General features: G+C 54.2%; 10 protein-coding genes. 5 read left to right on the forward strand and 5 right to left on the reverse strand.

What is annotated here, in order from left to right:
- Positions 1-88 precede the first annotated feature (88 nt).
- The 4 genes from G3M78_06230 to G3M78_06245 all read right to left on the reverse strand — a co-directional run bounded on the left by G3M78_06230 (position 89) and on the right by G3M78_06245 (position 5683).
- Complete coding sequence (locus G3M78_06230) at positions 89-1027, reverse strand: glycosyltransferase family 2 protein (GenBank protein ID QPJ65006.1); 939 nt, start codon at positions 1025-1027, stop codon at positions 89-91.
- The gene (locus G3M78_06235) at positions 1024-3462 is read right to left on the reverse strand and encodes a hypothetical protein (GenBank protein QPJ65007.1); all 2439 of its coding nucleotides are present in this window, start codon (positions 3460-3462) and stop codon (positions 1024-1026) included. The genes G3M78_06230 and G3M78_06235 overlap by 4 nt, the downstream gene beginning before the upstream one ends.
- 126 nt (positions 3463-3588) lie before the next feature.
- The gene (locus G3M78_06240; protein ID QPJ65008.1) at positions 3589-4551 is read right to left on the reverse strand and encodes a glycosyltransferase family 2 protein; all 963 of its coding nucleotides are present in this window, start codon (positions 4549-4551) and stop codon (positions 3589-3591) included.
- 43 nt (positions 4552-4594) lie between these two features.
- Positions 4595-5683, reverse strand: a complete 1089-nt coding sequence (locus G3M78_06245) for a radical SAM protein (protein QPJ65009.1) — start codon at positions 5681-5683, stop codon at positions 4595-4597.
- Positions 5684-5966: 283 nt separating this feature from the next.
- On the opposite strand from G3M78_06245, the gene G3M78_06250 reads away from it, so the two are divergent.
- The 5 genes from G3M78_06250 to G3M78_06270 all read left to right on the forward strand — a co-directional run bounded on the left by G3M78_06250 (position 5967) and on the right by G3M78_06270 (position 12197).
- Positions 5967-7037: a peptide chain release factor 2 gene (locus tag G3M78_06250; GenBank protein ID QPJ65010.1), complete on the forward strand. Its 1071-nt coding sequence runs from the start codon at positions 5967-5969 to the stop codon at positions 7035-7037.
- Between the two features lie 111 nt (positions 7038-7148).
- Complete coding sequence (locus tag G3M78_06255; protein ID QPJ65011.1) at positions 7149-8168, forward strand: ribonuclease Z; 1020 nt, start codon at positions 7149-7151, stop codon at positions 8166-8168.
- An 18-nt stretch (positions 8169-8186) separates the two neighbouring features.
- On the forward strand, positions 8187-9710 hold the full coding sequence (locus tag G3M78_06260) for a hypothetical protein (GenBank protein ID QPJ65012.1): 1524 nt from the start codon (positions 8187-8189) through the stop codon (positions 9708-9710).
- Positions 9711-9713: 3 nt separating this feature from the next.
- Positions 9714-10166, forward strand: coding sequence for a hypothetical protein (locus G3M78_06265; protein ID QPJ65013.1), 453 nt, complete (start codon positions 9714-9716; stop codon positions 10164-10166).
- 12 nt (positions 10167-10178) lie between these two features.
- Positions 10179-12197, forward strand: coding sequence for a DUF2339 domain-containing protein (locus tag G3M78_06270; GenBank protein QPJ65014.1), 2019 nt, complete (start codon positions 10179-10181; stop codon positions 12195-12197).
- 12 nt (positions 12198-12209) lie between these two features.
- On the opposite strand, the gene G3M78_06275 is transcribed toward G3M78_06270, so the two are convergent.
- A complete protein-coding gene (locus G3M78_06275; protein ID QPJ65015.1) occupies positions 12210-13463 on the reverse strand; it encodes a glycosyltransferase family 4 protein in 1254 nt (417 codons plus the stop codon).
- Between the last annotated feature and the right edge of the window lie 8 nt (positions 13464-13471).

The raw sequence follows: 13471 nt of genomic DNA on the forward strand, positions 1-13471 counted from the left end.
GCAGGACAAGCGATTCTGTCATGATTCCGACGGCAGGTCGGTCGGCTCGATTGCATATGGGTTGAGCGCCATGATCCTGGCTTTCAAATCAATCGGTGATGATAAATTTTTTCAATTCTTCATCCGAGGCTTGTCGACCGGACTGAATGCGCCAGCGCCGAACCAGCATCCTGGGAAGCATGCGCAGGGCGTCGAACTTGCTTTTTAGTAAAACGAGACCCTGCCCGCGTTGCGTGAAGTAACCAATGTCGCGAAACTGATGACGCAGGATCGAAGCGAAATATTTCCAGTATAAATTCAGCGAGTAATTTTTAATCAGCACCAGCACGTCGTTGCGTTTGCACAGGTAAACGTAGCGGTCGCTGTACAAGCCGACGGTGGCGGTGCCGATATGGTAGACCTTGGCTTTGGGCAGGTACACGCAGGGCATGCGCTTGAGCTGGCTTCGCATATTGATGTCGACGTCTTCCGCAAAAATGAAAAAGTCCTCGTCGAAGAGGCCGACGTCCTCGAACAATTCGCGACGGTAAATGCCCGCTCCGGCGCAGGCTCCGAAGACCATTTCCTCTTCTTCGTATTGCCCCTGGTCTTTTTCCCCCTGTCCGCGTCCGCCGCCAGCGGACCATGCGTGGAACAGATCGCCGGTGTTGTAGAAGGATTCGCGGTCGTGCAGAAACATCATCTTGCTGGTGCCCATTCCGCAATCGGGCCTGCGCTCCATGCCCAGATACAGTTCTTCCAGCCAGTCGGGTTCCACTTCGATATCGTTGTTGAGCAGGATGATGTAGCGGCCCTTTGAAACTTTGATGCCTTCGTTGCAGGCGATGGCGAAGCCCATGTTCTCGGGCAATTTGACGAGTCGAACCCAGGGGTGATTCTCTTCAATCCATTCGCGCGAACCGTCTATCGATCCATTGTCGACGACGATGACTTCGTAATCGTCGAGCGTGGTTTGGGTCAGGGAGTCGAGACACATGCCGACAAATTTCATGCCGTTCCAGTTGGGAACAATGACGCTGGCTTTCACAGAGTTGCCTTTCCGGTTTCAGGTTGCAGGGTGTTTGTTGAAGACGCGGGTTGATTCATTTCGGCGAGCGCGTTTCGGGCGCCGCCGTGGTCGGGGTCGAGTTCAAGGCAATCGAGAAGAAGGCGTTTTTTTTGTTCGCCTTCGGCGAGTCGTCCCAGACGGAACAGAGACGCCGCTTGAATATTAACATAGCATTTCTCAGAGCGTGACAGTTCCTGGAAAATCACTTGCGATTCGGCAATTCGGCGTTCTCTTTCCAGCGCAGATGCCAGGGCGTAACGCAGTAGACAGTTTTCAGGATAACGTTCGAGGATGCGGCTCAAGGTAACGGAATCGGCGTCCGCTTCAATCGAGGCCAGACTTGACGCTATATGAGCGATCACCCATTCGCGATCCCGAACATTCACAATGCTCTTTGTCGTCTCCAACAGCTGATTGAGCGCCTCTGTGTTATTGGCACGCTGGTGAATCGCTATGATTCCCTCCCACGCGACCATACGTTCCGACGTCTGCGGAAGCGCGGTTACCAAATATCCCAAAGCGGCGTTGTCGTCTCCTCGTTTTAACGCGAGCAGGCCGCTTTGGAAATTCCACTCCATCCGGTCGGAGGCGGTCCACTTGTCCTGATAGAGCGCATGCTCTTCGTGAAGCAACGTTTCGGCGCGCTCCAGTCGATTGTTTTGAATTTCCGAAGCCGCTATCTGAGTGCGCAGATACCAGCGATTTGGCTCCCTCTGCAAAACCTTATCGTAAGCCTCAACGGCTTCATCGTGTTTTTGAAAATAATGACACAGCTCGCCAAAGTAGAGTTGCCCTTCGAGATCATCCGGGTTGAGTCTCAGTAATTTTTTGCATTCCTTGTAAGCGCTGCGCGCTTCGTTGGGTGTAAAGGGACTGCGAGCGATGCCGGGAATATGCTTGCCTGCAGACGTCAGGCGATCCATCCATTGCATTTTTTCTTGCCATGAAAGGTTGAGGGGGTTTTGTGAAACCGAACGGAAGGCGTTCAGACGGTATACCGGAAAACGACATAGGGAAATTTTCACCTGTTTGTATTGCAGGCCGGTGAGGCGCTCGAGCTCATGCAGATCAAGGTCGTGAAAGGCGCGGATCAGCAAGGGCGGTTTGTGACGGATCAGGCCGCCGATCAGGTTGTCGTAATAAATTTCGAGTGAGGGCGTGTTCCAGGGGCCGATGCAATAATGCAAGTAGGTGTCGGAGGAAGGACGCCCCGTCAAGGGATAGAGCTGAACAAAGGTGCCCCAGATGTAGATGCGCTCTTCATCCAGCTTGTGGATCCGATACCAGCGCCGAAGGATTTTTGCGAGATAAGGGATATACAAATACTGATCGAATTTTTCGTAGCGGGCGATGGTTTCAGCATCGTTGGGACGCGCGTAAAAGAACCACAAGCGGGACAGGCTCCATAGCGTCGAAGCGGTCAAGGCCACTGCAATCAAGCCGCCAAGCGTCTCGTTTGTCTCCCATGCGGCGTTCCATGCGACCGCCGCTCCTACTGAAAAGAGGGACAGCGGCGGCAGGAAATGATAGCGCGAAAAGGCGCGTTGCCCGATGATCATTCCAAGGGCTCCGAGGGTCAGGCCCGCCATCCACAGTCCGTCGCCAGAGATATTAAAGGCGAATACCAGTCCTGGCAGTCCGACGAGCCAGAGCGGTAGCGAGCGCGACGCCAGTTGCAAGATTTCAGCCCTCAGACTGAAATACATGGATTTGGTTTTCGTCGAGCGGATGGTGGTGGCGTAACGCGCCGCCAATTGCCTGCGCGATAGCGAGTCCATATACCCGGCGCGCCGTTCCGCGATTTGCGATATCAGCGCGGGAAGGATCATGCCAGATACAAAAACAAGGCCGCCGTTTATTCCGAACGAATACAATGCGACTGGCGCCAGAGCCGCGCCGTGCAAACCCGCCGTGGTCTTGGCGAATGTTGCAAAGCCGAAGCACAGGCCCGCGACAAAAGCCCATTGCGGCCCGACGAGGCACAGAGCCGTTCCGAACAGAACCAGCGGAATGTAAAATTGTTCATGGTTGAATGAACCTGCCGACAAATCCGGCGAGGTTCCGTAGAAAGCGTAGAGCGCGCCGCCGATGAGCGCGGCGGTGGCGTCCCCCGTCAACATCCAGGCCAGCGCGTAAACGCCCCAGGCGCCGAGGATATGCAAGGCCGTTTGCAAATGGCGAATACGATCCACGCCGACCGATGGGTCTTTGTAGAAGCGATCCAGAAGTTTCATCTTCCAGATGGGAATCCCGATCAGTTGCAGATCCTTTTTCCATTCAAAGCCTCTGCGCTTGAATCGCGCAATATAGGTGTGAACCGCAAAATCGTCGTCGATGGGGAAATTGCGAAAGGGCAGGCGGGAAGACGCCGCAATGATAGCTGTGATCGCTAGATAAGCGATATGAAAATCCATGAGTCCTTGACGGTTCCTTGCGTTGACGGATAAACGGAATCTGAATTATAAAGATCGGCGTTTTCGGGAATATTCTTTAGGTCCGATGCGCGCATCAGAAGGATCGCGGTTTCCATGAAGTCGATCTCAGGGGTCGTTCCTTCGAACCATTTCGCTCGCGCATATCATCAGCAATCGCATTTTAAGTCTTGCTGAATCGTCGGCGCCGGAACAGGGAATTCCGCGAATTCTGCGAAACGTCGATTTGACGACGGCAAGAGTGAAGACCGTTTTGTAGGCCAGGCGCAAAAGCAGATTCCAGAATAGCGAATAATACTTTTTAAAAAAACGCAGATCGCTCTGGTAGGCCTTGCAGATCACAAGCGCGCGGCTTTGCGGTCGGCTGGCGCTCTGGCTGTGTAAATGCCGGACGGAGGTCTCCGGGTAATAGAAAATTTTATGACCGCGCTTTCGCGCCCGGCGGCACAGGTCGTCTTCCTCATTATACAAAAAAAACTGTTCGTCCATCAGCCCGATGCTTGCGAACAGGTCCCGGCGCATCATCAGACAGGAGCCGCCGACGGCTTTCACCGTGCGCGTGAGAGGCGGCCCCATGCGTTTCGCTTCTTCGGCGACGGAATACCTGCCGATGATTTTAAGAATGGAATCGAAGGGCGTGATATCCCACAGGCGCATGGGAACGGGGCGGTCGTTGCCGTCGATGATCTGCGGCGACAGTATGAAACCGTCGGGATAGCCATCGAGAAACTCTTTCATTTTTTTGAAACTGTTTTCAATCAATTGCGCGTCGCTGTTGAACAGGACGACGTAGCGCCCCTTGCAAATACGGAAGCCTGCGTTGGCGGCGGCGGAGAATCCTTTGTTCGCGTCGTTGCGGATCAGAGTCGCTTGAGGAAATTCTCTGGCGATAGCGTCGGCGCTGTCGTCGGAAGAATTGTTGTCGATAACGATCAATTCATAACTCATACTTTGAGTGTGTTTGCAGATCGATGTCAGCGCCTCGAGGGTCAGCTGGCGCGTGTTGAAACTCACGACCACAACGCTCAGGTCGAGTTCTGGGGCTTCGTCGTAGGGATGGGGAGAGGTCATTGGGACGGCGTCTTTAGGAAGTAAGGATTGTAAAAAGCGCGCATCACCCCATGATGAATTTGCGGTCGCGCAAGTATTCGCCGCCGGGGTCGTAGTAATCTTTCAGGTTGTGCCAGCTGAGATGGATGTCGCAATTCTGGCAGAGAGGCACATCGAAGCGTTCGCGTCGCACCATTTTATTTCTATAGCCGGCCATGAGATCGCCCTGCCAGACCTGTTCGATGCTCTGGGTTTCGAGGTTGCCGACGGAACTTTTGGAAAACATGTCGGCGCAACACAGAACCACGTTGCCGTTCCAGTAGACGACGAGCCATTTCCATAATTGCGCGCAGGGCGCAACGTTGGTTTCGTTATAGCGTTTGTGGGTGTAGCGGCCGGGGCCGCGAAATTCGGGCAGGCGCTCTTTGAGGAAAGCCTGCTTGTCGAAGGTTCCCGCCCAGTTGGAAATGATGTTGTCGTCGATGGAGTTCAAAACGATCGAGCATTGCGAGTCGGCGAGTTGCTTGAAGAAATCATTCTCCAGCGTTTCCTCGACGGTGCGCAGGGTTTTGATACGGATGTTGACGGGAACCGGGCGCGCCGCTTTCTGATTGGCCTTGAGAAAGGCGAGGATATTGTCGCGCACCACGTCAAAGCTCATTTTCTTTACCGTCTCAAAAGTTTCCTTGTCCAACTCATCAAGACTGATATCGACGCCCGCGCCGTTGTCGATGAGAACGGGGGTGATGGTTTCATTTAGAAAAAATGCGTTGGTCAGGATTTCAATTTTGTGGATCTTTGGGAATTGCTGAATGAACTCCAGCCGCTCGCGCATGGACTTGTCCATGAGCGGTTCGCCAAAGGTTCCGAAAATGACGATGCCGCCGCGTTCGCCATAGTTTCGGATGATTTTTTTATAGAGATCCATGCTCATGGCGCCGAGGTTTTCCAGCTCCGGGTTCGGGCACCAAAGGCATTTGGCGTTGCACCGGTTGGTGATATCCAGCAGGAGCGCTCCGGGCCAGTCTTCCAGAACCGATGCGAGCGGTCGCGTGTTGAAATCAAACAGACGCGAGTCGAGCAGGCGCCGACGATAGAAATCAGCCTGCGGGAAAAAAGGAAGTGATTTGAGCCAGTTTTTGACGGATTGCATGCTGGATTGGCGCGTTTTCAAAAGAAACGAAATTCGAATCGCCTGAAAAATCGCATGGAAAAATGGACGCGCTCTCAAGTTTCAGGACTGCGGAGCGCCGATAGTCTCTCTAACGGATATTTTAAACGATTTAATGAGTCGGGGCGGATTAATTTAACAAAAATAGGCGTTTGCGCTGTGCGCGCCGCTTGCTTTCCAGCGCTTTATTGGAGACAATAGGCGGGTTATAAACGCTGTTCATGCAAGGAGATTTGTTGAATGTTGGAGGAAGATAAGAGGGAAAATGCTGATCTGGGGCGTCGAATTGAGCGCCTCCGGGGGTATCTTTGACGTCGATAGCAAAAGGAAAGAAGTTGAGCAACTGGATGAAAAAAGCGCCGCTCCGAATTTCTGGAACGACAACGAAGCCGCGCAGAAAATATTGCAGAATCGCGCAGCCTTACAACGTTCCATAAATATCTGGAGCGAATTGAGTTCCGCCTGGGACGATATCGGGGCGATGATTGAGTTGTCCGCCGAAGAGAAGGACGAATCGATGGCGGCGGAAATCAGCGGAGAGCTGAAGGCCCTGGCCGTCAAGGTCGAGCAGGCGGAAGTGAAGGCGATGCTTTCCGGCCCGAGCGATTTCAACGGCGCCTACCTGGCCATCAATGCGGGCGCGGGCGGCACGGAGTCGCAAGACTGGTCGGAAATCCTGATGCGGATGTATTTGCGCTGGGGCGACCGCAACGGCTACAAAACCGAAGCGCTGGACATTCAATACGGCGAGGAAGCGGGGATCAAAAGCGCGACCATCGTCTTTAAAGGCGACTACGCCTACGGCTACCTTAAAGCGGAAATAGGCGTGCATCGGCTGGTGCGGATTTCTCCGTTCGACTCGAACAAGCGTCGCCACACCTCCTTCGCGTCGGTGTTTGTGTACCCTGAAATTGAAGAGGAACTCAAAGTAGAAATCAAGGACGAGGAACTGAAGGTGGACGTGTACCGCGCATCCGGTCCCGGCGGACAGGGCGTCAACACCACCGATTCCGCCGTGCGCCTGACGCATATTCCATCGGGCATCGTGGTGCAGTGTCAGAACGAACGCTCGCAACACAAGAACAAGGCGTCGGCTCTGCGCGTGCTGAAATCGCGTTTGCACGAGATGGAAATGGAAAAGCTGGACGAGGAAAAGAAAGAAGCGGAAAAGCAAAAGAAGAAAATCGAATGGGGCAGTCAGATTCGCTCCTATGTTTTGCATCCCTATCAGTTGGTCAAGGATTTGCGTACTCAGGTCGAACGCGGCAATGTGGACGCGGTTCTCGACGGCGATATCGACGATTTCATGCAGGCGTTTTTATTGAGCAATCGCTGAACCTGGCGGCGAAACCAATCGCCGCGGGAATCGCCTGTTATTCTTTTTGAATCATGAAAAATCATCCCGAAGTTTTGCTCGCGGCAACGATGAGCGAATGTGTGTGATCCTATGACATCCATTTTTCAGCCCAGCTTGCTCAACGATCCCCTGGGGGATCCCGGATTGCTCGTGCAGTTGAGCGGGGAGAAGGGCGCGCTGCTGTTTGATCTGGGCGACCTGTCGCGCATTCCCAACAAGGTGCTGATGAAAACGACTCATGTTTTTATCAGTCACACGCACATCGATCATTTCATCGGTTTCGACCGTTTACTGCGCATCATCTTCGGTCGCGGCGAGGTGTTGAAGCTCTATGGGCCGGAGAACATCATCCGTAATGTGGAAGGAAAGCTGGCGGGTTTCACCTGGAATCTGGTGGACAAGTACGATGAAGCCATCAGCATCGAAGTCACCGAGGTTCACCCCGACGGATTGAAAAGAGCCGTGTTTCGCGCTAAAGACAAGTTCGAGCGTTGCGAGCTGGAAGACGCTCCCTTTGTCGAGGGACAAATCGTTGAAGAGTCGTCCTTCACGGTGAGCGTCGCTATTTTAGAACATCGCGTCCCCTGTCTTGGATTCGCCCTGTGCGAAAAACCTAAAGTAAAAATCAATAAGGAACGTTTGGACAGTCTCGGCGCGCGTCCCGGTTCCTGGTTGAACGATTTAAAAGAAGCGGCGCTGGCAGGCCGCGACGACGCTGTCGTCGACTTTCCCGGCAGGAGCGAGGAGCCGCCGGTGACGGTCGGGCAACTGCGCGATGATTTGTACTCGATTGTGGACGGGCAGAAAATCGTCTATGTGACCGATACGGTTTTCAGCGAAAGCAACAACCCGAACATCATTCAACTGGCGCAAGACGCGGATTTGTTTTTTTGCGAATCGCCTTTCACCGCCGAAGAAACCGACCGGGCGCTCGACCGTCGACACCTCACCGCGCAACAAGCGGGGACTCTGGCCCGGGCGGCTCAGGTCAAGCAGTTGCGTATCTTCCATTTTTCCCAGCGCCATGCCCGCGGCTTTGAAATTTTGTATCAGGAAGCGGCGGAGGCCTATGGCGCGCCGGTTCCCCTATCGCACGCTCCGGATTTTTAGAGGAGCCTTGGAGTCTGGATGTTCTTTTTGGACCTGCTGGTCATCGTCCTTTTGGGATACACGCTGGTTTCCCATTACAGGATTTTTCCCACTTACCTCGAACGAATCGCCATGGCGTGGATCACGGGCGCAGGCGTCAAAAGCCTCAGCCTGTTCGTCATGCTCAGTCTGGGCTTTCGCCCCCTGATCGAATTCCAACTGGTTCTCGACTGCGGTCTTTTGGTTCTCGCCGCGCTTTTCTGCAATACCCGTTTTTCCTGGATGCCGGAAGCGCTTCCTAAGGATTTCTGGGCCGATGGCTCGCCTGTTCTGAGGGTTGCGCCATTCATTATTTTACTTCTTGCGGCGTTGAGCTTTTATTTTGCGGCGGCCTACCCGGTGACGGAATCGGATGCGATCTGGTACGTCGTCAAAGGGAAAATCTTTTATCATGAGGCGAGTTTGTTTTCCCCGCTTGTGGTGGAGCAATTGCGCTTGTACCCGCCTTTCATTCCCTTGCTGTACTGTTACTGGTATTCCGGTGATGTGGAAAATATCCGGCTCCTTTTTCCCCTGTTCTATCTTTCCATGTTATCCATTTTTTATGGTCGGGTGACGGCTTACACCGGGCGGCGCGAGCTGGCGGCGGCGTTCACCATGATCCTTGCCTCGACGCCCTATCTCTGGTGGCACAGTTACATGGCGGGGCTGGATCTGACGGCGGGGATTTTGTTCGCGATGGGTCTGGTGTTTTGTTTGTTTCTGCTTCGTGAAGTGGAGGACTTCGACGCCGATCACGGAGACAAAAAAGCGGCGCTGGGCTGGGCGACTTTGGCCGGTGGACTTCTGGCCTTGTCGGCGTGGACGCGCTGGGAGTATATAATTTACGCCGCCGTCCCGGTTTCACTGCTGGCCTTGCAATTTGTTTATGAGAAGCGGCGATCGCCCATCGCTCAAGAGGCTTTGAGTCGTTTGCTCTGGATGCTGTTGAGCGTCCCCAGCCTCTGGTGCGTAACGGTTTTATTATCAAACGAGACGGTCGCGGGTCGCACCCTGCTGGTGTTCGCAACCTATGCCGGTCTGTGGGGATTCCTCTTGCTCTGGAATATGCTCGGCGATGCAAAATTAACTGCGCGGGGATTGCAGGGGATTGCTATGACCGGCGCCGCCCTGTTTGTAATTGTGTTTTCAATGAAGGGGTCGGGCGGTTTCTTTTTTTCCGGAGGCATGGCGGCGTTTCGCGTGATTGCAGGACAGTTTTTTTTCCTGTTCACTTCGGCGCTGATCGCCTTTGTGTTCCTGCAAAGCTATGGAGAGTTGAATCCCGAATCAAGGTTCTTGCTGAAGAGCGTCGGTCTATATTTGTTTTTTCACTGGGCCGTCTTCGCGTACGCCGATCCGAAATGGGCGACCTGGGGAGAATATTTTCGCGCTACTTTTTTGCATCCGGGGCATTCGATCAACCTGTCCGATATGCGCAGTTTGATCGCGGCCTATCCGGCGCTGGTTTTTCTGATCGCGGTCCTGCCCCAAGTCAGCAGGGCCTACGGGAGGCCGCGCTAGACGATGCGAATACGATTCATTGTTCATGCGCTGATTGCTTTGAACCTGTTGACTCTGATGGCGGTCTTTGCCTGGCCGCGCTGGAGTTTTTTGCAGGAAACGGAGTTGATGACCCCCGAAGCGCGCATGGAGACGTCGGGTTCTGCGGACATGCCCAATCAGTATTCCCTGTCCTATCAGGTGGCAAGTCGACTTGAAAAATTAACATCAGACGATGCGGTCCTGTTTTTTCCCCCGGGCGATAAAGCGGGTTCCTTGCGCGGGCCGCTCATTCAGCGCCTCTACCCGCGCCGTCTTGTTTTCGCAGACGATGCAGATCGCGACGCGCTCTTGAGCGCAGACTGGGGCGAGCGTCAATCCATCCTTGTGTTTCAAGGTTCGGAGTTGGAGCAGAATTGTCGCGGCAGGAAAACGCCGCTTCAAGGCGTTCCCGAGTTTTGGGTCTGCAAATTATAAAGGCGGCGGCCTATGAAAGAAATCCCGCAAGCAGAGCGACCTTTCATTTACTTTGTTCTGGCGATTGCCTTCGCCAGCGCCGGGCTGATTCTCTATTACGCCTGCCTGATACCGCCGCATGTCGACGAGGCGGGCTACTGGTTTAACTTCACTAGCCGGTCGTTTGAAAGTCGCTGGGCGCCGAATCATCAATACCCCAATCATGCCCTGGCGATTTATTTGCCGAAATTCATCCTTCCTGTTCTGGGCGAGACGAGCCTGAGTTTGCGTCTGGCTCCCATTCTGTTCGCCTTCATCAGCTGGGTCGTGTTCTGGAAATTTGTGCATCGCGTCTCTGGCGAGCGCGGGCTTGCCTTTCTGGCTCTGGCCTTGCTGTTGATCAATCCTTTTTATAACCAGTACGCTTCCGAGATGAGAGGCTACACTTCTTATTTTTTGTTTGCGGTCCTTGCTTACTGGATTCTGGCGAGGCTGTTGGACGGCCCGCTTCAATGGCGGCATTGGTCGGCGATCTTTTTGCTCTTTTTGGCCTGCTATGCGTCCACGCTGTCCGCGCCTCTATTTTTCAGCGCGCTCCTCGGCGCCTTGTGGATTCTCTACGCCGCGGCTCAATGGCGTTCCGACAGCGCTCTGCTCAGCGCTTTCAGGAATCGCTTGGAGGCGCTTCCTTTTTTTACCTTCAGCGCTGTTGCGACGCTGACGATCGGCGGGATCATTTTCTGGATCGATCGCGATTTCTTTTTCCGTTCTCTGCAGACGCATGCGGAGATACCGGTGAATTACTGGATCATTCCCGATCTGTTCTCCACCTTTCTCGGCTACCGTTATCTGGACGATCCGACTTATGAACTGGCGCGGCACTGGATCGGCGTCTGGATTTTGTTTCTCGCCGCCTTTGTTTTGGGGTGCGTCGATCTACTGCGGGCGCGCCATCCGATGGCCCTGTTATTCGTCGTCATTCTTGCGATCACGATTCTGTTTTTTGCGTTTGGTGGACGCCAGGCGCCCTTGCGTTCGGCGATTTTTTTGTTCCCGCTGATCGTATGGATGCAAGCCTGCGGCCTGATGAAACTGGCGCGCTGGTTCGAAGCGAAGGTTCCTTGGATTGGAGGCGAGTCGCGCGGCGGCTGGCGGACGTTGATCGCCCTGACGGCGTTCTGCTTTGTCTACTTGCACGCAAGCAAGCTTTCGCGCCTGGATATCGCATCGGGAAATCCTTACGAGCAGGCGCAGAGGTATTTAAAAGAAAATGTCGCGAATAACGATCTTGTGATCTCTACCCTGCCGGATGCGATGGGGGCGTTCTATTTTGGATCCTTGATAAGAGAGCAAACCAGAAAAATCTATGAGAATGGGCGTCTGGATCGCGTTTACTATCTTGCCCCTGAGGAAGATCTCAAGTCTATCGAGATGGAGCCGGCGTTAACGCCGGGGAAAAAAGAAGCGGTCGCATCTATGGATGGCTTCGAAGTCGTTGCTCGTTTCAGGAATAGCGGGGCGCGTCCATCTTCCGTAATCATCTATCGGCGAACGGTGGGGACGCCCCCGCTGGCGCGACTGGAAAGCGATCTTCTGGGAATTCCGGATTATTTTGGAAATAAGGGACGTGTGTGCGACAAGCAAACAACGGGAAAAGGATTTCGTTTGAACTGCGGAGATTCGGTGGTTGTGTGTGCGAATCAAATCTTTCAACTACCTGAGAAGAAAAATCAGAAAGGTCAGATTGTCATCTTTCATCACGTCAATGACAAGGGAATGCGGGTGGTCTCGTTGGGCGCTGTCAATCGAGCCAAGCTCCATTCGGGGAACTTGCAGTTGGGCGAGGAATTTTTCAGACCGGTTTATCGGCTCAACCCGTTGATCGCCAATCAGGAGGATCTGGATCGGCATCGGAGCAATATTCCTTTGTATGATTTGAGCTATCAACGGATAGGCGCGGGAGAGGAGGGTTTGCTCCTGTGTTTGTCCGGCGCCTTGTTTCAGGGGAATTCGGATTTGCGCGGCTTTGCGATTTTCCCGACGCCTTTCTAGGCGAAACTCGTTTTAAAGCGACAGTCCTTGAGAGGTTGCGGCTTCCTGATAGAGCTTCAGGTAATCCGCTCCGGCCTGCTCCCAGCTGTAACGGGACTCGATCAGGTTTCTTCCATTGCTTCGAAACTGCTCCACCAGATCGGGATTTTGGATGAGCGCCGCCGCTGCAGAGGCGATGGCCTCTGCGTTTTTTTGCGGGACGAGCAGACCGGTCTCGCGGTCGCGGATCACGTCGGCGATGCCGCCGACATTGGAAGCAATGACGGCGGTTTCCGACGCCAGCGCTTCGAGAAACACAATGCCCTGGCCTTCGGTGTCGCCGCTGTCGGCGACGATGGAAGGGCCGATGAAGATATCCGCCGTCGCGTACAAGGCGGCAAGGTCTTCGCCGGAACGGGGGCCGGGAAATTGCACGACGTCGTTCAGCTTGTTATCGGTGACGCGTTTTTTCAAAGCCGCCTCTTCCGGTCCGTAGCCCACCAAAAGCAGGCGCGCATCGGGATCGCTTTGTAATATCCCTGGCATGGCGTCGATCAAATACGCGAAGCCTTTCTTTTCGACAAAACGTCCCACCCCCAGTATCAGCGTTCCCTTGCATTGAAATCGCTCTTTGAGTGACGGGTCTTTTTTGTTTCCGTTGAAGAGCGCCGAGTCGATGCCGTTGGGGATTTGCGGAAATGAAGTTTTCGGCGAATGCGGTTCCAGAGCGCGGCGCACGGCCTGGCTGTTGACGGCGCAATGCAGGGCGCCCGACAAAGCGAAGCCTTTGAGTCGCCCGACGAAGGCGCTGTTCTTAAACGCGAATGCGTCGCCGCCATGCGCGGTCAGAATATAGGGAATCTTCAGAGCGCGACAGACGAGGGCGACAAAAATTCCCTGCGGGATCACCCAGTGGCAATGCACGAAATTGATCCGGCGTTTGCGAATCACCCGCCACAGATGCCACAGTTGCGAGAGAAGGAAGCCGGGCAATTGTCCCTTGGCTCCCGGTCGCGATTTCAGGTTGGGGAGAATGCCGCCGTCGTAGCACACCGCCTGTTGCGCGGTCGGATAGCTGTAGGGATATCGAATGATCGGGACGCCGCGCAGATTGTCCTGAAACTTTGCGCCGGGGGCGTGCGGCGCCAGAACCGTGAGCGATGCGGTTTTCGCAAGTTGTTCCGAAAGATCGAGAACGAAGGAAGGCTCGGTGTCCTTCTCCCAACGCGGGAAGGTGGTTGCCACCACCAGAGTGTTCAGTCGTTGGTCAGAGGCGTTTTCGTTCATTGAAGGGC

The organism is Candidatus Nitrohelix vancouverensis (genome assembly GCA_015698305.1).
Classification (GTDB): Bacteria; Nitrospinota; Nitrospinia; order Nitrospinales; family VA-1; genus Nitrohelix; species Nitrohelix vancouverensis.

What these genes read in the sequence shown, in the direction of transcription:
- G3M78_06235 (QPJ65007.1), bottom strand. Translation starts at nt 3,462, where the DNA reads ATGGATTTTCATATCGCTTATCTAGCGATCACAGCTATCATTGCGGCG.
- G3M78_06240 (QPJ65008.1), bottom strand. Translation starts at nt 4,551, where the DNA reads ATGACCTCTCCCCATCCCTACGACGAAGCCCCAGAACTCGACCTGAGC.
- G3M78_06245 (QPJ65009.1), bottom strand. Translation starts at nt 5,683, where the DNA reads ATGCAATCCGTCAAAAACTGGCTCAAATCACTTCCTTTTTTCCCGCAG.
- G3M78_06250 (QPJ65010.1), top strand. Translation starts at nt 5,967, where the DNA reads ATGCTGATCTGGGGCGTCGAATTGAGCGCCTCCGGGGGTATCTTTGAC.
- G3M78_06255 (QPJ65011.1), top strand. Translation starts at nt 7,149, where the DNA reads ATGACATCCATTTTTCAGCCCAGCTTGCTCAACGATCCCCTGGGGGAT.
- G3M78_06260 (QPJ65012.1), top strand. Translation starts at nt 8,187, where the DNA reads ATGTTCTTTTTGGACCTGCTGGTCATCGTCCTTTTGGGATACACGCTG.
- G3M78_06265 (QPJ65013.1), top strand. Translation starts at nt 9,714, where the DNA reads ATGCGAATACGATTCATTGTTCATGCGCTGATTGCTTTGAACCTGTTG.
- G3M78_06270 (QPJ65014.1), top strand. Translation starts at nt 10,179, where the DNA reads ATGAAAGAAATCCCGCAAGCAGAGCGACCTTTCATTTACTTTGTTCTG.
- G3M78_06275 (QPJ65015.1), bottom strand. Translation starts at nt 13,463, where the DNA reads ATGAACGAAAACGCCTCTGACCAACGACTGAACACTCTGGTGGTGGCA.